The 21,344-nt window shown below is 44.1% G+C and carries 21 protein-coding genes; all 21 read left to right on the top strand.

Going from position 1 to position 21,344, the window contains the following annotated elements:
• The first annotated feature begins 5 nt into the window (after positions 1-5).
• Positions 6-806 (top strand): FliH/SctL family protein, encoded by an 801-nt coding sequence (locus tag DK187_RS00680; protein WP_111605401.1) that lies wholly within the window; start codon positions 6-8, stop codon positions 804-806.
• A 5-nt stretch (positions 807-811) separates the two neighbouring features.
• Positions 812-2,143, top strand: a complete 1,332-nt coding sequence (gene fliI / locus DK187_RS00675) for a flagellar protein export ATPase FliI (protein WP_111605400.1) — start codon at positions 812-814, stop codon at positions 2,141-2,143.
• Positions 2,144-2,277: 134 nt separating this feature from the next.
• Positions 2,278-2,709, top strand: coding sequence for a flagellar export protein FliJ (gene fliJ / locus DK187_RS00670; RefSeq protein WP_111605399.1), 432 nt, complete (start codon positions 2,278-2,280; stop codon positions 2,707-2,709).
• Between the two features lie 54 nt (positions 2,710-2,763).
• Positions 2,764-4,641 (top strand): hypothetical protein, encoded by a 1,878-nt coding sequence (locus DK187_RS00665; protein WP_111605398.1) that lies wholly within the window; start codon positions 2,764-2,766, stop codon positions 4,639-4,641.
• A 15-nt stretch (positions 4,642-4,656) separates the two neighbouring features.
• On the top strand, positions 4,657-6,552 hold the full coding sequence (locus DK187_RS00660) for a hypothetical protein (RefSeq protein ID WP_111605397.1): 1,896 nt from the start codon (positions 4,657-4,659) through the stop codon (positions 6,550-6,552).
• Positions 6,553-6,580: 28 nt separating this feature from the next.
• Positions 6,581-6,883 (top strand): STAS domain-containing protein, encoded by a 303-nt coding sequence (locus DK187_RS00655; protein WP_223232218.1) that lies wholly within the window; start codon positions 6,581-6,583, stop codon positions 6,881-6,883.
• Positions 6,884-6,889: 6 nt separating this feature from the next.
• Entirely contained in the window at positions 6,890-8,599 is a 1,710-nt protein-coding gene (locus tag DK187_RS00650; RefSeq protein WP_111605395.1) for a fused response regulator/phosphatase, read from the top strand.
• A 62-nt stretch (positions 8,600-8,661) separates the two neighbouring features.
• A complete protein-coding gene (locus DK187_RS00645) occupies positions 8,662-10,326 on the top strand; it encodes a flagellar hook-length control protein FliK (protein WP_111605394.1) in 1,665 nt (554 codons plus the stop codon).
• 121 nt (positions 10,327-10,447) lie between these two features.
• A complete protein-coding gene (locus tag DK187_RS00640; protein ID WP_111605393.1) occupies positions 10,448-10,954 on the top strand; it encodes a flagellar basal body-associated FliL family protein in 507 nt (168 codons plus the stop codon).
• Positions 10,955-10,958: 4 nt separating this feature from the next.
• Positions 10,959-11,933: a flagellar motor switch protein FliM gene (fliM, locus tag DK187_RS00635; protein ID WP_111605392.1), complete on the top strand. Its 975-nt coding sequence runs from the start codon at positions 10,959-10,961 to the stop codon at positions 11,931-11,933.
• A gap of 1 nt (position 11,934) precedes the next feature.
• The gene (fliN, locus tag DK187_RS00630) at positions 11,935-12,396 is read left to right on the top strand and encodes a flagellar motor switch protein FliN (protein ID WP_111605391.1); all 462 of its coding nucleotides are present in this window, start codon (positions 11,935-11,937) and stop codon (positions 12,394-12,396) included.
• A gap of 93 nt (positions 12,397-12,489) precedes the next feature.
• Positions 12,490-12,825: a flagellar biosynthetic protein FliO gene (gene fliO / locus DK187_RS00625; protein ID WP_223232391.1), complete on the top strand. Its 336-nt coding sequence runs from the start codon at positions 12,490-12,492 to the stop codon at positions 12,823-12,825.
• Positions 12,822-13,559 (top strand): flagellar type III secretion system pore protein FliP, encoded by a 738-nt coding sequence (fliP, locus tag DK187_RS00620; RefSeq protein WP_111605390.1) that lies wholly within the window; start codon positions 12,822-12,824, stop codon positions 13,557-13,559. The genes fliO and fliP overlap by 4 nt, the downstream gene beginning before the upstream one ends.
• A gap of 2 nt (positions 13,560-13,561) precedes the next feature.
• Complete coding sequence (fliQ, locus tag DK187_RS00615) at positions 13,562-13,831, top strand: flagellar biosynthesis protein FliQ (protein WP_111605389.1); 270 nt, start codon at positions 13,562-13,564, stop codon at positions 13,829-13,831.
• The gene (gene fliR / locus DK187_RS00610) at positions 13,831-14,613 is read left to right on the top strand and encodes a flagellar biosynthetic protein FliR (protein WP_111605388.1); all 783 of its coding nucleotides are present in this window, start codon (positions 13,831-13,833) and stop codon (positions 14,611-14,613) included. The genes fliQ and fliR overlap by 1 nt, the downstream gene beginning before the upstream one ends.
• Positions 14,606-15,742 (top strand): flagellar biosynthesis protein FlhB, encoded by a 1,137-nt coding sequence (gene flhB / locus DK187_RS00605; protein WP_111605387.1) that lies wholly within the window; start codon positions 14,606-14,608, stop codon positions 15,740-15,742. Before fliR ends, flhB begins: the two co-directional genes overlap by 8 nt.
• 30 nt (positions 15,743-15,772) lie before the next feature.
• Positions 15,773-17,890 (top strand): flagellar biosynthesis protein FlhA, encoded by a 2,118-nt coding sequence (gene flhA, locus DK187_RS00600; protein WP_111605386.1) that lies wholly within the window; start codon positions 15,773-15,775, stop codon positions 17,888-17,890.
• Between the two features lie 101 nt (positions 17,891-17,991).
• On the top strand, positions 17,992-19,275 hold the full coding sequence (gene flhF, locus DK187_RS00595; RefSeq protein WP_111605385.1) for a flagellar biosynthesis GTPase FlhF: 1,284 nt from the start codon (positions 17,992-17,994) through the stop codon (positions 19,273-19,275).
• 96 nt (positions 19,276-19,371) lie between these two features.
• Entirely contained in the window at positions 19,372-20,109 is a 738-nt protein-coding gene (locus DK187_RS00590) for an RNA polymerase sigma factor FliA (RefSeq protein ID WP_111605384.1), read from the top strand.
• Between the two features lie 54 nt (positions 20,110-20,163).
• A complete protein-coding gene (locus DK187_RS00585; RefSeq protein ID WP_204355562.1) occupies positions 20,164-20,544 on the top strand; it encodes a chemotaxis response regulator CheY in 381 nt (126 codons plus the stop codon).
• A gap of 9 nt (positions 20,545-20,553) precedes the next feature.
• On the top strand, positions 20,554-21,342 hold the full coding sequence (locus DK187_RS00580) for a protein phosphatase CheZ (protein ID WP_111605383.1): 789 nt from the start codon (positions 20,554-20,556) through the stop codon (positions 21,340-21,342).
• Positions 21,343-21,344 lie beyond the last annotated feature (2 nt).

Below are 21,344 nucleotides of genomic sequence, written 5' to 3'. Positions count from 1 at the left end.
AGGGTATGTCTGATAAACAAGAAAAAAATGAGCGTAAGCTGACAGCTTACGAGCGTTGGGAGCTCCCTCATTTAGAGAACAATACACCGAGTGATCACTCCGGTCCTGCCATACTTATCCAAAGAGATACTGTCGTAACTACTGAAGAAGTGGATCAGGACTCTTTGGTGTATGAGCCACTTACGGCTTCTCAGCTAGAAGAAATTCGCAGCGCGGCTTATGACGAAGGTTTTATTCAAGGGGAAGAAGAAGGGCATAAAAAGGGCCATTCCGATGGATTTGCGAAGGGAGAGGTTGATGGCTTTGAGAAAGGCCACGAGGAAGGTCGACTCTTGGGGATTGAAGAGGGAAAGGCGCAGGCTCGAGAGTTAGCTCAAACTCAATTAGAGTCTATCGAGGCCCTACTGATGAACATTGCGCAAGAAATAACCTCACCTCTAGAGGAAAGTCGCGCTGCGGCTGAAGATATTTTGTATCACTCTATGACAAGAATAATCGAAAATGTTTGTTTGCTGAAAATGCATCAAGAAGGTCATCGGGTTTTAAAAGAGCAATTAGCTCGAGTCTTTAATGAGATTGGTGAATATGAAGGGCGTATTCGCTTAAGGTTACACCCAAATGATATTGTCGTTCTAGAAGAGCTTGGCGTGAAAAACAGACTCACTTTGCAAGTCGAAGCCGATGATTCACTTGTCAGTGGCAGCTTTGTCATTGACTCTAAATCTTTTCACATTGATGGGCGCCTTGAACAAAGACTGGAAGCGGTTTTTGAAGAGCTTCGTCACCTTTCATTACTTGATAGCTAGCTGCCATGCCAACCCTTTCCGAACGTCTTAATAAACTCAGCAGTGTGTCCGTTTCCGCGTTACCTCCGCAGCTTGAAGGGAAGGTTACCCGTATGGTTGGTTTGACCATGGAGGCGGTAGGTTGTGTGGTTGCTTTAGGCGATCGCTGTTCTGTTCAGGTTCGAAAAGATCGTTGGGTTGAATCAGAAGTGGTTGGCTTTACAGGTGACCTGACTTACCTAATGCCGACAGAAGCTATTGAAGGGATATCGCCCGGGGCACGAGTTCGTCCTTTACTTGGGGACAGTAGAATGCCAGTGGGGAATGAGTTATTAGGTCGCGTTGTGAATGGATTAGGCAAGCCACTTGATGGCAAGGGGCCCATTAAAACCAAAGATTCGGTGACACTGCATGGTAATGTTATTAATCCATTGCAACGTAAGCCAATCAGTGAACCTTTAGATGTTGGCATCAAAGCTATTAATAGCCTGCTAACCGTAGGCAAAGGGCAACGGTTAGGACTGTTTGCTGGCAGTGGTGTCGGTAAGAGTATGCTGCTTGGTATGATGACAAAATTTACTGAAGCAGACATTACCATTGTTGGTCTCATCGGAGAGCGGGGGCGAGAAGTAAAAGAGTTTATTGACCAAATTCTTGGTGAAGAAGGCTTAGCTCGCTCAGTTGTGGTTGCTTCGCCGGCGGATGATTCTGCTCTTATGCGATTACGAGCGGCGATGCTGGCGACGCGCATTGCCGAGTATTATCGAGATCAAGGCAAGAGTGTGTTGTTGCTGATGGATTCTCTGACGCGATATGCCCAAGCGCAGCGAGAAATAGCCTTGTCTGTTGGGGAGCCACCTGCGACAAAAGGGTATCCACCTTCCGTGTTCTCTAAATTACCTCAACTGGTAGAGCGCGCTGGTAATGGCTGTGAAGGTGGTGGTTCGGTGACGGCATTTTATACCGTTCTGACGGAAGGGGATGATCAGCAAGACCCTATTGCAGATGCCGCTAGGGCCATTTTGGATGGTCACATTGTGTTATCTAGGCGCTTAGCGGAAGAAGGTCATTATCCTGCGATTGATATTGAGGCGTCTATCTCTCGAGCCATGCCGCATATCGTTAGCCAAGATCATTTATATGGTGCTATGAGGGTGAAGCAGCTTTATTCTAAGTTTCAGCAAAATCAGGATCTTATTTCTGTAGGAGCCTATGCCAGAGGCAGTGATCCAGACTTGGATCAAGCGATTATACAAATGCCCGAAATTCGTCATTTTTTACAGCAGTCGTTGACAGAAAGTTTTACCATTGATCAAAGCTTAGGCGCGTTAGTTGCCGCGATGACAAAAGGGCAGTAGACGAACGCTGACAAAAACGTCTACCATTCATTTCGTTCATAAGAGATTTTTGCACAGTCAACACAGAGGTCTGTTTTCTCTTGTATTTGCGTTGCTTGTCACTTGCTTAATGAGGTCTATATAGGGGGAGGGGAATGAAGAAATCCCGTCGGATGCAAATTTTAGTCGATCTTGCTAAACGCAAAGAGGATGTCGCCGCCCAGCAGCTTGCTCGCGACAAAGCAAAAGTGCAACATGATCTGCAAAAGTTGAATGAGTTAAAAGATTACGCAGGGCAATATGAATCAGAGCGTAACCTCCTTGGATTAAGTGCGTACCTGACGACCAATTATCAGCACTTCGTAGACCGGGTTCAGCAGGCTATTGTTCAGCAAGAAGCGGCAGTGGGTCGAGCGGAGCAGCAAGCGGATATGAGTATGCGCCGCTGGTTGCAAACTCGTACGAAAACCAAAAGTATGGACTGGTTGAAAGAGAAAAGCCACAAAGCCGAATTAGCGGTTGAGGCAAAACAAGAGCAACGTCAGAGTGACGAATTTGCCATGCGGCGTTTTTTAGACTCTATGTAACGAGTCTTAAAACGTTATTTATCATAACTGCTTAGCCTATTGCTAGGGTGAAATATGGCTCGACAGGATAATGGAATCATCGATTTGTCTTTGCCAATTTCGGAGATAGAAAAGGCGTTGTACGACTATGCCCATTCTCCCCTGCGTGGTTTAAAAGCACTTCACTTAGCGCTCTTATCTTTCCAAAAAAACACTCAGGCCTCCCTCTCTGATTCGCTTTATCATCAGCGACTTGTTTCTCTAATAGCGGCGACGGAGCAACTTCTGGTATCTGGCTCGCCCTATGTGGCGCGTTACCATAAGGCGCTTTTGTCTTCAGCTGATGCACTTGCTCAAGTAGCGATAGCGGGTCAGTTCGGTGAAGGTCGTGCAGAGCCACTGTATCATCTGTTGCTTGTTGAGCGTTCTTGTTGGCAAGATGTGTTGTCTATTATTAATGAAGAAACGGTACTACCTAGTCAAGTAAGTTATCTAGCTCGATTCAACGTTAGGCAAGCTGAATCTGTGGGTGTGGATGCTTATTTGGAGGCGCTTGCTGGCGCTGGACGAGTGTCTTTTGATTTGGATGCTGTCCAAGAAGGAGCGCTGAAAGGACTGTTTAGGTTAACCACTGCGCAGTCGCTGGATTGGCTTCAGAGGAAATATCCTCAATTACAATGGCAAATAGCGTCAGTTAATGAGGATATGTCTTTAAGAGCGTTATGTGAATTAAGCTTTTTGCCGATTTTTCAGCATTCATCAATGCAACGGGATGCCCGTTATCGGTTGTTAGGCGCGTATGAAAAGACATTTGAGCGTCTATTCTATCAGCCTTTTAACAGACTATTCGCATCTGACGAGTGTATCCTTGAGTCGCCGGATCGTTTGGTGCCGATGTCGAATGACAACGCACTGATTAAGCTGGATGACAATGCCAAATGCTTTCCTTTGCGCCACGGTGGAGCCTTTTATATTGGGTCCTGTTTGCCAGAGCAGAGGCATTCAGAAATGACTTATCTAAGTCGATTAGGGCGTGACTTTTTAGCGTGTTTTTTATACGAACTGGATACCAGTTTCGGACGTTTTGTATTTGATCGTGAAGAATGCCTTGGTACATATACGGTTACTGAGTGCGATTTGCGTACTCACGGTGCATTATTATTGTTTAGTGTGGCCGCTGATGTTGAGGCTGAAGTGGTGTTGACGGCATGTTTATTGCGTTCTATCGAGACGGCGTTTTGTTTGTTGCCCCAGTACATTGATCAAGTTTTGGTGGTTAGGCAGGGAGGACAATACTTTGCATTGCCTTATTTCGCTATTTGTGAAGTAGAAGGTGTGTGTTCCGTTATGTCGACACCGCGAGCGTGGGTAAAAAATGTTTGGCTGAGTCGAGAGAATCGTCCGCTGATAGAGCCTTGGTTGTGCCGTTCTGATAGTCTACCCGCAGCGATTAGTGGGTCTGGAAAAGACAATTCACTAGGCTTTGCTAAGAATGGTTATTATTTTGGCAAGGTCTATGGCAGGATGTTTTGGGTGGAAGCGGAATTGGTGTTGGCGATATTGCCATACCAGAAGCCTTTTTCTGCTGTGCATATTGACGAAGATACATTCCGTTCGAAATCTTTCATTATTCATGACGGTCATTGTTTTGATAAAGTGCTCTCGAAAGATTTTGTAAGTGATGGATTCGGGCCTTCAGGTGGGAAAGCAAGTTTTTCCATGATTCTTGATAGGATGGGGGAATCCATTGTGTTGCCTTTTTGGTGTTGTGATTGGTGCGAATCGTTACCAGAGGCTCGTTACGTTCGAGAGTTTGCTTTGCCTCTTGAGCAGTTTTGTTACAGCGCTGAGAAACGTCATTGGATGTCCTTACAAGAGGATGCAGTGATTATTGATAAGAAGAATTTTTTGTCTTTTGTTGCTGGATTATCAGCCTCTTTATCATTAGTTTAAAAGTGATTATAGATTATGAATACACGACATTTACCATTTGGTGCACCACGGAAAGAGCTGATTAGTGGCTTGCAGAAAGGTGTTGTTATTGTGTTGTTTGTGTTGTTATCGACTTTTGCTGGCATGTATTTTCTAGTGAATGGCAACTTAGAGCGACAGAATGCTCAGCAAGGAAAGTTGAGTGAACTATTGAGTTTGGTGCACAGTGCAGAGGAGCATTGGCTGCAGTGGTTGCTGGTGGAAGATCGCCAAGCTCATGACGCCAATAATGATTCTTTTTACTCCCCGAGTTACCTATATCAGGTCTTGGTCAGTGAATATCAGTTGATTGAGCTCAATCTCAAACGTTTTGAGTCGAGTCTTGGAGCAGATATTTCATCGTCCTTTGCGCTATTGGAGACGTTATCGCAGAGGGAGCTGAACACTTCCTCTTTGACGAATGAAGAGCGGCGTTCGGTTTATCGTGCTTTTGAAACGTTAGAGGCGGTGAGCGATGCTTTGCTAGAAATTCGTGTTGATGTCGAGTATGAGCGTCAAGTATTTGCCGAGCAGTTAATTTGGATTCATATTGCGCTCTTCTTAGTGCTTGCTATGGTTATTTTGGCCTTGTCTATTCGCTTTGGTCGGCAGTTGCGTTCTGGGTTTTCTACTTTGCATTATGTGGTTGATCATCGAAAACGCGGTCATGTTTCAGCACTTCCGCCCCGTAATGTGGTTGATGAATTTACCGATTTAAGTCATTTGGTAGATAACGAATTGGCATCGCGAGATTTCGATATCAAGCAACAAAGTGACAATCTCAACTTAATCGAAAAAGCCTTGGCCAAAGTTGATGAGCCGTTTTTGGTCACCAACCTACAGGGTGATATCGCTTGGCTGAGTGCTGGGGCTGAACGCCTGTGGTTCCGCAACACGGCTGTGTTTGAATCTTTGTTTGGTATCGATGCGGGACTAGATGATCCGACAGGCGAACGTATTGCGGATTCGATTTTATTGTCTGATGAAGCATTAAAGTTAAATCTATCAGGTGGTGTGTACTGGTTAAGTGTTGCGTCTTTTGGGGTTGATAGAGCCGTTGAAGTGGAGAACTTGCAACGTTTTATTGTTATTCGCTCAAAATCAGACATCGCGGAATTGGATGTCTTGCACCAGAGTTTGAAATTACTTGGGCAAGATGTATGGAATGCGCCTATTCGTGTTTTGCGCCAAGACTCTCCTTATGCAAGTTTTGCGGTCTCTTTAGAGGCGGTGCGTCGAAAAGTCACCTCACTATTCGATTTGCTTAATGCCGCCTCAGTACGAACAAATTCCATTGAAAAAATTACTAAACTACAACAAATAGCATCCCTACTTGACGAAAAAACAGATCACAATGAGGCATCGGTTAAAGAGGTTGTTTCGGTGAATCCTTTCGCTCTTGATAGTGTGAAGGCTGAGCTGAATGCAATGGCTTGGCTTTCGGGGCAGGTTAGAGACTCTTTTATATTGGGTTATGAATTGGTCTTGCAACGTTTGGCGTTGGTTGAGAAAGATCTCTCATCCGATGTGTTTTTGTTAGGCGAGGTGGATCGTTATCTGAATGAAGTGCGCGCAGGTGTGTTAAATAGTCTTGCTGCAACGGAAGGAGAAAGCGAAACTGTTCGCCGTCGCTTCGCTGTTGATATAGAGCATGATATTAGTCAGGTTCAAGAGCAAATTGAGGGTATGAAGTCTATGGCCGCTTCGACCTTGTCTTTGTTGGAGTCAGACCGTAGCGTAGGCATAGCACGTTTGGAAAGAGCCAGGGAGTCTGTCTCTGAGATGATTGAGCGTATTCATGATTTGGTGGAAAAAATGCCTGCTGATGTTTCTATTGAGGTAGACGCAGAGGCATCAATAAAAAAATCTAACGATGAGTGGCGTGGGTTGTAATCTTCCTCTCTGGTTTAAGGAGTATGCTGTGGTTGAAAGCTTTTTTGATAAAACAACACGATGCCTGACTATTAAAGTAAATGGTCGATTCGATTACAGCTGTCATAAAATGTTTAAAGAAGCCTTTACGAGTGTGACTATAGCCACGTCTTATGACGTAAATTTGGCAGATGTGAGTTATTTAGATAGTTCTGCTCTTGGTATGTTGTTGTTGTTAAGGGATCACGCGGGTGGAGATAAGGCTCAGGTTCGTTTGCTTTATGCTAATGGGGCTGTGATAGACATTCTTAAAATTGCAAACTTCCATCGCCTTTTTGATATCACTGAGTAATGTTGTATGGAGCAAATTTTAACCGTATTGATTGCAGATGATAACCCGTCTGACCGTATTTTATTAAAAGCTATTTTAAGTCAATTTGGTCACAAGGTAGTGTCTGCTGTTGATGGTCAGGATGCGATTGATAAGTTTGATCCTCACACTATTCAGCTGGTTTGTTTGGATATTAAAATGCCTTACAAGGATGGTTGGGAGGCGGCCTTTGAAATTCAGCGTATTGCTGGCGACGTGTTTGTTCCTATCATTTTTCTTTCTGGTGTGTCCGATCCTATTGCCTTGTCTAATTGTTTGCGTATTGGGGGGACAGACTTTATTTCTAAGCCTTACAGTCCTGCACTTATTACCGCAAAATTAAATGCTATTGTGCGTTTGTTGGTCATGCAAAAAACTCTCGAAGAGCAGCGTGATGCGATGCGAACGTATAATGAACAGTTGCTGAATGATCAGGACATAGCAAAAGTCGTCTATGAAAATATAACGCACTCGAATTGTTTGGAAGATCCAGCGCTATCGACTTTTCATTATGGAACACATACTTTTAATGGCGATGTTATTCTGGCGGCTTACAAGCCTAATGGCGGAATGCATCTATTGTTAGGGGATTTTACGGGACACGGGCTCTCGGCCGCCATTGGTGCGTTACCTCTCGCTGATATTTTCTTTGATTGGACTAAGAAGGGATTTTTGATGCGACAGATTATTCCCGAGATAAACGCGCGTCTGAAGCGGGTTTTACCTGCCAATATGTTCTGCAGTGCGGTGTTTATTGATATTAAAGTTAATAATAAAAGCATTGAAATATGGAATGGTGGTTTGCCAGATGTGTTGTTTTTTTCTAAAAACACGAAGCAGCCCGTCAGGTTCACTTCAAAAAATTTGCCTTTAGGTGTCTTGTCTCCTGATGCCTTTGAGTCTCAGATCGAAGCCGTTTCCTTTTCTCCTGGTGATAGGTTAATGGCGTTTTCGGATGGCGTTTATGAAGCACTGGATGTCTCTGGACAAATGTTTTGCCATTCTGTGCTCACACCTCTTTACCATGGTCATGTTGATGCAGACCGTTCGGTGGATTGGTTGATTGAGCAATTAGAAAAAGAAGGAGTATTGAAAAATCCCCATGATGATATTTCCTGTCTTAGCGTTCGTCTGGATGCCAGTATTGGTATTGATTCTTTAGAAGGGGGATATTTACAAGCGCACCATGAAGCCCCTGCTGACTTTTCCTTTGAATATGTTTTAAACGCCGACTCGTTACGCAATACAGATCCTTTGCCTTACGTGTTGCAAATTTTGACGACCGTGCCAGGGCTAAGTAGTTTTTCTAGTCAGATATTCATGATCTTATCGGAGTTGTACTCAAATGCCCTTGAACACGGTGTTTTGCAGCTTAATTCAGAAAAGAAAAGTTCAAGTGATGGTTTCTCTGAATATTATGAGGAACGTGAAAGTCGTCTGGCTAAACTGACCAATGGATATGTGAAGATTTCAGTCAAAGTAACGTCGGACCATCATTGCCGATCACTTGTTTTGTATGTTGAAGACAGTGGCTCAGGGTTTGATTTTAAGAGCGTGAATTTCGATATATCCAATACGGAATTATTGTATAATCGCGGTTTGGCTTTATTGGATCAGCTTTGCTCTAAGTTGGAGTTTACCAAGGGTGGGCGAGCTGTGACCGCTTATTATGATTGGCAAGTGGGGCTGGATAGTTAAATAAGGTCAGCAATTAAATTGGCCTTGCAATTGCATACTGTTCTCCATTGTCGGAGAAAATTATGCGTACAGATTCAAATACAGTATTGTCTTTATCGCCAAGTGTACCACCTAAAAAAGCAGCCTTGGCTAAAGCTTCCTCAGAAAGCGGTGCTGCTTTTGCAAAAGATTTTAATCATGCGAAAGACGCTCGCAGTGCGAAAAAAGACCCAATAGCGAATGATTCTTCGGCCTCTAGCGAGGCTTCATCGACGCCATCCTCTTCGGAATCTTCTCTCACATCCACAACATCCACACATCAAGCTTCCTCATCGGTTAAGGGTGAAAGCAAAGGCGCTGATTCAGCATCAGGGTCTTCGGATGACACCGTCACGGTGACAAATTCGACGACTGAAAGCGGCAAGGCTTTGCAGCTTGAAGGTGAAAAATTACCTGATCAAAGTGCCAGTGTGTCTGCTGAAGCGTCAGTTGCCCCTTTATCTGGAGTAAAAGAATGGCAGCCAGAATCAAAAAAATGGCAGCCTGAATCAAACGAATGGCAGCCTGAATCAAACGAATGGCAACGTGGGCCTAAAGAGTCGCAAAAAGTAGATGTTGATCCCCTCTCTGCGTTGCCAATTGGTGACAATGTTCCGGGGATGGACGATTCTTTGGTGGGGCAAAAGGAAGCGACGGGGTTGGTTGTAGTGTCGGGAGCGGTGGCTGGTAGTGAGGGCGTATTAGGCAGCGGTGCCGTCAAGCAAATGCCGTCGGAGCTGTTAGGCAAAGCCAGCCTGCCACTTGTTGATGCCGATAATAGTGTTCTTGATCCGTCTTTAGAACAGGGTAATGGTGAGTTATCTTGGGTGTTGTCTCAAATGGACGCGTCGGCGCTTAAGGCTGTGCCAAAAGAAGCGACAGCAGAAGGTGCGGTATTAGACGCGGGGAAAACCGCTTCAGCGGCTTTAGCGGCAGGTGTTTTGGTTAATGTGGCTAATAAAGAAAGTCGCGCAGACGTCGCTCCATCTGCTTTATTGAGCTCTGCGACTGATACCTCTTTATCTTCCGAGGTCACGACGGACTCTGCAGAGACTTTGTTAGGGGAGGATGGCGTGTTAATCAATGAGCCAATTGAATTGCGTAAGAAAGAACAGGAAGCGATGATAGGTCGCATGTCTGCGCAGCTGGATGGTAAGGCCGTAGATGATGCTGCAGGTGGTTTAAATAGTTCTTTGCAAAATAATGCTAGTCGAGCCGCTGTGGGAGTGGCCGCGGCCACGGTTGCGGCACAAAATCCACAGCAGAACCTGGCAATGAGTGTGCCGCCTGGGCACCCAGGATGGGCCGGAGAAATGACGCAAAAAGTGGCTTGGATTGCCCGTGATGGTGGTCATACCGCGCATATTCGATTGGACCCCCCCGAGCTTGGTAGCCTCACAGTGAAAATTTCGGTAGACAGTGACTCAAACACTCAAGTGAGTTTTATTGCCGCGACGCCCCAGGCGAGGGATTTACTAGAAGGTCAAATGGCACGGCTGCGTGAAATGTTAGCGCAACAAGGTATGGATTTAAGTCGAGCGGATGTTGATGTGTCACAACAGGATACGTCGGGTGCACAGGAGCGTGGAAACTACCGAAATAGTGGTGCGAATCAAGGTGGAATAGCTGCCAATGATGATCTTGAGAATGAGTCAGTTACGAACAATGTTTCTTATGTTTCTGCCTCGGGTGTTGACTACTATGCGTAAACTTACGAGAAATTGATGGTGCTGCGTATGATTCTTTGTAGAATAGAGTGCTGTTCGAGAATAAGGATGCTATAAGCGTTCGTTTTATAGAAAGAATTTGATATACCTAAGGTTTGTTGATATGGCTGAAGATGGTTTAGATATTGGTGCAGAAGAAGGGAAATCGGGTAGTAAGAAAAAGCTCATTATTATTGTCGCCCTTCTTCTTGTTTTAATGGGAGGAGGAGCTGCTGCCTACTTTTTTTTATTGAGTGGGCCGAGTAGTGGTGGAAGCTCTGCTGAAGCGGAAGCCGCAGCGTTAGCGAATGAGCCATCTATTTATTTGGATTTGGCCCCGGCTTTTACCATAGATTTTATGGTCGAAGGTCGTCAGCGATACGTACAGCTTAATATGACTGTTAAGTCAAAAAATGCCTCGCAAGTTGACGCGGTAACCTTACATATGCCACTGATTCGTAACAGTCTTGTTTTGCTTTTTTCCAGTCAGTCATTTGACGAGTTGCAAACTGCTGAGGGCAAAGTTGCTTTAAAAACGGCGGCTCTTGATGCCATCAACGGTATTCTAGAGCAAGAAACAGGGCAGGGTGGTATTGATGCCGTATTATTTACTAACTTTGTGATGCAATAAGATTATGTCAGCTCAAGACTTATTATCCCAAGATGAAATCGATGCGCTTTTACATGGTGCCGATGAAAAGCCAGCGGAAGAGGATAATCGAGATGCTAACGGTGTGGCATCTTACGATATTACCAGTCAAGAGCGCATTGTACGTGGGCGCATGCCCACCCTGGAGATGATCAACGAACGCTTTGCGCGTTATACTCGTATTAGTTTGTTTAATATGTTGCGGCGTACAGCGGATGTATCCTCAGGCGGTCTTCAGGTTATGAAGTTTGGTGAATACGTTCATACGCTCTATGTACCGACCAGTTTGAATTTGGTGAAGTTTCGTCCTTTAAGAAGTACCGCGCTTTTCATACTCGATGCTAAGCTAGTGTTTAAATTGGTGGATAATTTTTTTGGTGGTGATGGTCGTCACGCTAAAATCGAAGGGCGAGAATTTACGCCGACAGAAATTCGTATTGTGCAATTGATGCTTGAACAGGTCTTTAAGGATCTCACTGAGGCTTGGGCACCTGTGCTAAAGTTAGAACTGGAATACATTAGTTCAGAAGTGAATCCAGCGATGGCAAACATCGTAAGTCCAAGTGAAGTCGTCGTGGTATCTACTTTCCATATAGAATTAGATGGCGGTGGTGGAGAGCTACACATTACGTTGCCTTACTCAATGATTGAGCCGGTAAGGGAGTTATTGGATGCGGGGGTGCAGAGTGATGTCGATGAAAAAGATGATCGCTGGGGTAAATCGTTGGAGCAGGATGTAAAAGACATTGATGTTAAATTATCAGTCAATGTCGCCAATCGGAAAATTTCACTTGGTGAGGTACTAAAATTTAAAGCGGGTGATATCATTCCGATAGAAATGCCGGAGTTTGTCACCGTTAGGGCCAATGGTGTGCCAACGTTCAAAGGCAAGTTGGGTGTGAGTAATGAGCGTTATTCAGTGCAAATGAAAGAAAGTTTTAAAACGAAGGTAGCGAAATAACATGGCAGAAGAACAAAATCCAGATGCAGCAGGGATGGATGACGATTTAGCGGATGAGTGGGCGGCAGCGATGTCGGAGTCTGGTGACGCTAATGATGGTGAAGAACTTGAGGATGAATGGGCTGCTGCTATGTCTGAGCAAAAAGTTGAGCCAGTGAAGCTTGAAACATTGTCTAACCCCTCTGTGCCAACTGGTGGTGTCGGGTCAGATCTTGATTTGATTATGGACATTCCTGTAGTGCTTTCAATGGAATTGGGGAATACCGAAATTGCTATCCGTAACTTAATGCAGTTGACACAGGGTTCTGTTGTTGAGCTGGATCGATTTGCTGGGGAACCGTTGGATGTACTGGTAAACGGTACTTTGATTGCACACGGTGAGGTAGTAGTAGTGAATGATAAGTACGGCATTCGTTTAACGGATGTTGTGAGTCCTAGTGAGCGAATTCGACGACTTAAGTAGTAGCCATTGATTTTTTCTTTTCTTATCCGATGTGTTTTTGTTGCCATATCTTCTATGGCTTTCTCTTCTCTTTATGCCGCAGGTATGCAAGAGATGTTTGTGGCTTCCTCTATTTGGAAAATTGTCATTTCTTTGATTGTTGTTATTGCTTTCATACCCGCTTGTCTTTGGTTGATGAAGCGCTTTCAGTTTGCCCAGATGAAGTTGGGGCAATCTGAGATAAAAATTGTAAATGTTCAATCTTTAGGTACAAAAGAAAAACTGATGCTAGTTGAAGTTGAGGGGGAGCGTTTATTGATTGGCGTGACGCCACAATCAATTACTCATTTGAGAAGTTTTTCACCTAAAGGTAAGTCGTTTGCTTCTATGATGGAAGAAGTCGATAGAGAAAACACGCCTGACAATAAGAGTAATGGGGATAGTCTGTGATTCGTTATGCACTACTCTTTTTAATAGCCTTTCCGGTATTGTCATGGGCGGAAGTAGGGTTGCCTGCGGTAACAGTGGTAACCAACCCTGACGGCAGTCAGGATTACAGCGTTTCACTGCAGATTCTATTTATTATGACCGCATTAACGCTTTTGCCTGCCGCGTTAATGATGATGACGTCTTTTACCCGTATCGTGGTTGTGTTGGCTATTTTGCGTCAAGCGATTGGTTTACAGCAGACACCATCTAACCAAATTATGATAGGTATGGCGCTGTTTTTAACGCTTTTCATCATGACGCCGACATTGGATAAAGTGAATGAAGTGGCTTTACAGCCCTATCTAAAAGAAGAAATGACTTCCATTCAAGCTGTTGAGGCCGCGTCTGTTCCTGTTCGGGATTTTATGTTGGCGCAAACTAGGGAAGATGATATTGCGCTTTTTGTGAAGCTTGCCGGCCGAGAGGGCACAATTCAATCCATGGAGGAACTTCCTTTCACCATATTGATGCCTGCTTTTGTGACCAGTGAGCTGAAAACCGCCTTTCAGATTGGTTTTATGATTTTTATTCCTTTTTTGATCGTCGATATGGTGGTGGCGAGTGTGTTGATGGCAATGGGTATGATGATGTTATCGCCGATTATTATTTCTTTGCCTTTTAAAATCATGCTCTTTGTGATGGTTGACGGTTGGTCTATGATTATGGGTACTTTAGCGGCGAGTTTTGGGATTTAATTATGGATCCTCAAGTAGTACTAGATTTATATGGGCAAGGTTTTTATCTCATTGTGCTGATTGTTGGTGTGGTGATGATGCCTAGTTTGCTTGTTGGTTTAATTGTCAGTGTCTTTCAGGCCGCGACTCAAATTAACGAGCAAACCTTGTCTTTTTTGCCTCGATTAATTGTGACCATTTTGGTTATTATGCAGTTAGGTCCATGGATTTTAACGAAGCTGATGGACTTTACGACCAGTTTATTCATTAATATTCCCACGATAATAGGCTGATGTTAGAGATTTATCCTGATCAGCTGCTCAATTTGACGATCAGTTTCCTTTTGCCATTTTTTCGTATTGGCGCCTTTTTTATGGCACTTCCTCTGTTTGGCAGTCGTCTGGTCAGTCCTAGGGTGCGTATTGCGTTTTCATTCGTTGTTGCCATCATTATTACTCCAGTCATCGAAGTGCCTGATTATGACCCAATTTCACCTGCTTATATTGTGTTGATTGCTGAGCAGTTGGTGATTGGTTTTGTACTGGGTTTTGTGGTGACGATTTTGTTCCAACTGTTTTCCCTAGCAGGTCAGTTGGCAGCAATGAAAGCGGGATTGGGCTTTGCAATGTCTAACGACCCGGCGAACGGTATTTCTGTTGCCACACTTGGTCAGTATTATTTGTCGATGGTCGCACTGGCCTTTTTGGGTACGAACGGGCATTTAGTGATGATAGAGTATCTAGCAGAGAGTTTTACTTACTGGCCGATTGGTGGTGGCTTTGATAGTCAGCGCTATTGGCAATTGGTGTTGTTAGGTGGGTGGATGTTTGAAAAAGCCTTGCTTATTGTGATGCCTTTGGCTATTGCTGTATTGGTGATTAACTTGTCATTTGGAATCGTGGCTAAGGCTTCTCCTCAGTTGAATATTTTTGCACTGGGTTTTCCGATTATCATGCTATTTTCATTGTTCTTTTTCTGGATTATGTTGGATGATTTTTTGAATATCTATTTGTTGTTTTTTGCAGAAATGATCGACTGGATGAAAACAACATGGGGGATCCAGTTAAATGGCTGAGAACGAAGATGGCAGCGAAAAAACCGAAGGTGCCAGTAGTAAGAAGCTTCAGGATGCACGTGATAAGGGCAACATTGCCCGATCGAAAGATTTAAGTTCGGCTCTGCTATTGATTGTCGCAGCAGTCACTTTGTATGGAACCGGTACTTTATTGGTTCGAGATTTGGCGGTTATCTTTGACTTTAATTTCTTGGTTGCGCGAGAAGATGTGTTTGACCTGAGTCGGATGATTTTTCATCTTTATGAGTCTGTTGTGGCTATGATGGACTCAATGATTCTGCTTATGTCTGTTTTAGCGGTTGCTGGTATCGTTGGGAGTATTGCTTTAGGTGGCCTCAATTTTTCTTGGGAACCCTTGCTGCCCAAACTCAGTAAAATGAACCCAATAGCTGGCTTAAAAAGAATGTTTTCTGTGCAATCTTTGGTTGAGCTTTTAAAGGCGATTGCCAAAGTGACATTGGTTGGTGTCGTGTCTTATTTGGTGCTCAACTATTTTTTATTAGAAACACTGGGGCTTACTTTTCAATCTATTGAATTATCGATTGCTCATGGTGTTGATATTGTTATTTGGTCTTTTATTTTTGTCAGTCTCGCCTTGGCATTAATTGCTGCGATTGATGTGCCTTTTCAGGTTTGGTCTCATAAAGAAAAGCTCAAAATGACCAAGCAGGAAGTGAAAGATGAGTTTAAGCAACAAGAAGGTGACCCTTTAGTGAGAGGGCGTATTCGTCAGATGCAGCGGCAAGCCGCCATGAACAGGATGATGTCGGATGTGCCCAATGCGGATGTTATTATCACCAACCCGACACACTTTTCTGTGGCGTTAAAATACGATCAAACTGGTGGAAGCGCTCCGATATTGCTTGCCAAGGGTGGTGATTTTATTGCGTTGAAAATTCGTGAAGTGGGCAATCACTATGATATCCCTGTGATACAATCCCCAGCGTTGACGCGGGCAATTTATCATCATACCGAAATAGGTGATGAAATACCGCAGGGGCTATTTAAAGTGGTGGCTCAGTTATTGGCATATGTATATCAATTGCGTAATGCCCGTACTGGCGCTCCAAGGCCTGAATCAATGCCAAATTTAGATGTGCCTGATGAGTTTCAGTGGGATGGTCGTTAATTATGTTTTGTTTTTTCATAGGAATGCCGTGTGAACTTTGACCGTGGTCGGCTTACAGGACAAGTTCAAGGGATTTTTAGTGGGAATTTAGGTATTCCTATTTTGTTATTATCGCTTTTGGCGATGATGATTTTACCCATTCCAGCTTTTTTGCTCGATGTGCTGTTCACCTTCAATATTGCCTTGGCCATCGTCGTGCTGCTGGTGGCTGTGTATTCCCTTCGTCCTTTGGATTTTGCTGTTTTTCCAACCGTCTTGCTGGTCTCAACACTGATGAGGTTGGCCTTAAACGTAGCTTCAACGCGTGTTGTACTGCTGGATGGTCATGAAGGTGGTGATGCGGCTGGTAAGGTTATTCAGGCATTTGGTGAAGTCGTCATTGGTGGTAACTACGTTGTTGGTTTTGTGGTCTTTGCTATTTTGATGATTATTAACTTCGCCGTTGTAACGAAAGGTGCGGGTCGTATCTCCGAAGTGAGTGCACGCTTCACTTTGGACGCTATGCCCGGTAAACAGATGGCGATTGATGCAGACCTTAATGCCGGTATGATCGATGCTGAACAAGCAAAGCAACGACGGATGGAAATCGCTTCCGAAGCAGAATTTTATGGCTCTATGGACGGTGCTTCAAAATTTGTTAAAGGGGATGCCATTGCTGGTTTGTTGATACTGGGCATTAACATTATCGGTGGTTTGGCCATCGGGATGGCGCAGCATGGTCTTTCTTTTAGAGAGGCTGTTGAGATTTATTCGTTGTTGACGATAGGTGATGGCTTGGTAGCGCAATTGCCGTCTCTAATGTTGTCTACTGCGGCGGCCATCATGGTGACTCGTGTCAATGAGTCTGGCGATATGGGCTCGCAAATTGTTCGTCAAATGTTTGGTTCATCCAAAGCCTTGTATGTCGCGGCAGGTGTCATGACGATTATGGGGATTGTGCCTGGTATGCCGCACTTTTCTTTCTTATCTCTAGCGGCGTGCTTGGGAGGCTTGGCTTATTTTCTTGAATACAACAAAAAGAAAAAGTCCACGCAGGGGCAAAAAAGTTCTAGCAAAGCAACGTCTGACAATCCAATGCCTGCCGAAGCCAAAGATCTGAGCTGGGACGATGTGGCACCTGTGGATATGTTGGGGCTGGAAGTCGGGTATCGCCTGATTCCACTGGTTGATAAAACCCAAGGTGGTGAACTACTGGCGCGTATCAAAGGTGTGCGCAGAAAGCTTTCTCAGGATTTGGGGTTTTTAGTACCAAGTGTACACATTCGTGATAATTTGGATTTAATGCCAAATGCTTATCGAGTGACCCTGATGGGGGTGAGTTTGGCTGAGGCCGAAGTGCATCCCGATAAAGATTTGGCGATTGATCCTGGACAGGTGTTTGGCAAAATTGATGGGATTGCAGGCAAAGACCCATCGTTTGGGCTCGATGCCGTTTGGATCGATCCTAAGAAACGAGATCAGGCGCAAACCTATGGGTACACCGTGGTGGATGTGAGTACGGTTGTGGCGACGCACATTAATCAAATTATGCATAAGCATGCCTACGAACTGATTGGTCATGACGAAGTTCAGCAATTGCTCAGCTTGCTAAAACAATACAACCCTAAGTTAGCAGAAGAGCTTGTGCCGAATACCGTGCCCCTTAGTGTGCTGTTAAAAGTATTGCAGAATTTGTTGATCGAAGGGGTGCCGCTGAGGGATATGCGTACTATTGCAGAAGCCATTATGGGGGTTCAGCCTAAAACACAAGATCCTATGATATTGACAGCGGCAGTGCGAACGTCTTTATCAAGGCTGATTATTCAAACGTTGGCGGATGGTGTGGAAGAGATTCCGGTTTTGACGTTGGAGCCTCAGCTGGAGAAAATGCTAATGCAAACGGTGCAACAGAGTCAGCAATCGGGGATTAAAAACGAAGAGGCGCTTATTTTAGAGCCCAAAATGGCTGAGCAATTACAGACGTCGTTGCGACAATCTGCTGAACAGCAAGAGGCAATGGGGAATACGCCTATTTTGATCGTATCTGCGCCCATACGACCAATGTTGGCGCGTTTTATGCGTTATGGTATGGTCAATATGTCCGTTCTTTCTTATCAAGAAGTGCCTGATCATAAACGCATCACTGTGGTAGGAGTCATTGGCCAATAAAAACTAGCTATTGACGTGATGTATTGTGTCTATATTTATTTGGATCTTTCGGGTAAGCTATGGATTTGTAAGAAAAATACACTGTAAGGATTAAGTTATTCATGCAAATTAGGCGGTTTCGAGCACCTGACATGCGGCAAGCGATACGGAAGGTTCGCGATGCTGTTGGCCCTGATGCGGTCATTTTGTCAAATCAGCGTCTGCCTACTGGCGAGATAGAAATTGTCGCCGCTTTGGACTATGACGGCTCTTTGCCTTCGAGTATGACCTCGAAGCGCCCAGCAACGCCTCATCCTGATAAATATGCTGACCCTAGCGCAGATTACTTAGAGCGTATAGAAAAAGCAAAATTACAGACTCCGCCAGCAGATAATGCACCTCCTCAAGCGATTAAGCGTCCAATAACACAGTTTGAAATGCCGCCTTTATCCAATGATAAAGAAGACCCTGTTCTAGAAGAAACCTTGTCCATACGTAATAACGATAGCGCCAAACAGCTGCGTGACATGGAGTTAGAGTTAAAAAATGTACGAGCGATGCTCGAGCAGCGTCAGCAGGCAGAGAGTCGAGCGGAACCAAAAGAAAATATCATCGAATTGCGAGCGCGTGAAAAACTAAAAGGTCTGGGATTATCAGAATTTGTTGTCTCACGTTTAATCGACGATATCGATTTAAAAGGTCGAGAAGATGATTGGAATCGTTTGCTTGCGCATTTAGCCGATTACATTCCGGTTCGCTCAAGTTCTTCAGAGCTCAAGGGGTGTATTGCCTTTATGGGGCCTACTGGGGTTGGCAAAACAACCTCCATTGGTAAAATTGCGGCTCAGCACGTTTTGAAGCATGGCTCTGATGGGGTGGTGTTGATTACCACAGATTCTTACAGGATCGCCGCTCATGAGCAGCTAAGAACCTTTGGTCGCATTTTAAATGTTCCTGTTGAAGTGGTTAATGAATATTCAGATTTAAATGAGGTGTTAGCAAAATATGCACATTATTCTTTAGTGCTTGTTGATACCGCGGGTATGAATCCAAGAGATTCTAATCTCGAAAGGCAGCTCTTGATGATGAAGCGTGCGAGAGCAAGCCTTAAAAAATTGCTGGTGTTGCCTTGCACAAGTCAGAGACAAGTATTGAAGACAGTGGTTGAGGTGTATTCTCAAATTCAGTTGGATGGTTGTGTTTTAAGTAAGTTAGACGAATCTGCTTCACTTGGTGAAGCGATTAGTGTAGTTATTGAGGAAGGTCTGCCTGTTGTCTATATAGCGGATGGTCAAAGAATTCCGGATGATATTGAGCCAGCTAGGGCACATAACCTGATTAGTCGGGCGGTTTATACTGCGGAGCATTACAGTCAGCTTTATGGGTCACTAAAGTATGGTAGTTAGTAAAATTTTGTTATTACTGAAAGCGTTGCGCCAAACTATGTAGTACAGTTAGTTAGCGCAACTAACTTAAATGGTAAAGGTTGCTTAGACTATTTTATGCAGACCAAAAATGGATATGACACATACTCTAAAAAAGCGACGCTTTCGATTGATGCGATTGTTGAGCAGTATGGGTATTTGGTAAAAAAAATTGCTTACCACTTATTGGCGCGTCTTCCCGACAGCGTTGATATTGACGACTTAATTCAAGCTGGCATGATGGGGCTAATTGAAGCGTATAAGCGTTTTGAGTCAACCAAGGGGGCGAGCTTTGAGACCTATGCTGGTATTCGCATCCGCGGTTCGATCATGGACGAAGTGCGCAAAAGTGATTGGGCTCCCCGTTCAGTGCGGCGAAACGGTAGAGCCGTGGCTCATGCGATTAAAGAGTTAGAGGCAAGGCTGGGTCGTGAAGTGTCTGATATGGAAGTATCTGCTCACATGGAGATAAGCATTGAGGAATATCACGAAATGATTCAATCCTCTATGTCGACGCAGTTGTTTAGCTATGAAGAAATGCTAGACTCTGATACAAGTAATTTAGAAAGTGTAGATCCGGAAGTTGAAAACGCACCTTATTCCTTAGTGGAGGAAGGAGGGTTTCAGCATCAATTGGCACAAGAAATTGATAATTTACCGGAGAGGGAAAAGTTGGTTTTGTCTCTTTATTATAATGAAGAACTTAACTTGAAAGAAATTGGTGCTGTATTAGGTGTCAGTGAATCAAGAGTGAGTCAAATTCATAGCCAAGCGGCGATGAGATTGAGAGCTCGGTTAAGTGATTGGCGAGATTAATTATGAGTTGTGAAATATTACCTTTGGGGTGTGGAGGTTGCATTGGATAAAAACATGAAGATCCTGATTGTTGATGACTTCTCGACAATGAGACGAATCATTAAAAACTTGCTGCGGGATTTAGGGTTTACCAATACAGTCGAAGCAGATGATGGAACGACAGCCTTACCTATACTTCAAGGTGGGACAATTGACTTTCTTGTGACTGATTGGAATATGCCAGGTATGACAGGAATTGAATTGCTTCGTGCAGTTCGGGCTGATGAAAAACTGAAAAGTATTCCTGTTCTAATGGTAACGGCAGAAGCAAAGCGTGATCAGATTATTGCTGCGGCTCAGGCTGGAGTGAATGGTTATGTTGTTAAACCGTTTACCGCAGTGGCTCTCAAAGAAAAAATTGAGAAGATATTCGAACGCATAGACGCTGCTAAATAGGGAATTTAGATGTCAAATGTATTGGGATCTGGACTAGTAGAATTTGAAAGCCTAGTAAAAGACGGTGCGGTAGAGCTCTTGAATCACATTGAAGTCGGTGACTTTAGTGGGGCGATTAAAATAATCCAAGAGTTGAGCGAGGCTCGTCATAATAGCTTTTACAACGAAGTGGGTTGTTTGACTCGAAGTCTGCATGATGCTATTCGTGATTTTCAAATTGATTCAATGGATCTGGTGGTTGGTGAGGATGGGCATGATTCTGCCACTAAAATTACCGACGCGTCAGATCGATTAAATTATGTTATTGAAACGACTAGTGCAGCTGCTAATAAAACCATGGATATGGTAGACAGTAGTGTTCCTGTAGCCAGTGAATTGCAAAATCAGGCGAGAGAGCTGCGAAAAGACTGGAGTCGGTTAATTCAACGTGATTTAACGCCACAAGAGTTTAGAGACTTATATAAGCGTATTGATGTGTTTTTGTCATATGCTGATGAAAGTGCCACCACCTTGCATTCAAACCTCAACACAATTCTTCTAGAGCAAGGTTATCAAGACCTCACTGGTCAAGTTATCGCTAGAGTGAATGATTTAATTCGGGATGTAGAAGACAAACTTGTGCATCTCGTTGCTGTTGCTGGACGCGTTGATAGTATCTCCGGAATTAAACATCAAGAGAAAAAGTCTGAACACGATGACACTCGTGGACATGGCCCAGCTATTAATAAACAAAACAACCCTGAAGTACTGAATAGTCAAGACGAAGTAGACGACTTGCTATCAAGTCTTGGTTTCTAGAA

This window comes from Marinomonas arctica (genome assembly GCF_003259225.1).
Classification (GTDB): Bacteria; Pseudomonadota; Gammaproteobacteria; order Pseudomonadales; family Marinomonadaceae; genus Marinomonas; species Marinomonas arctica.
This window is presented reverse-complemented; position numbering and strand designations above follow the sequence as displayed.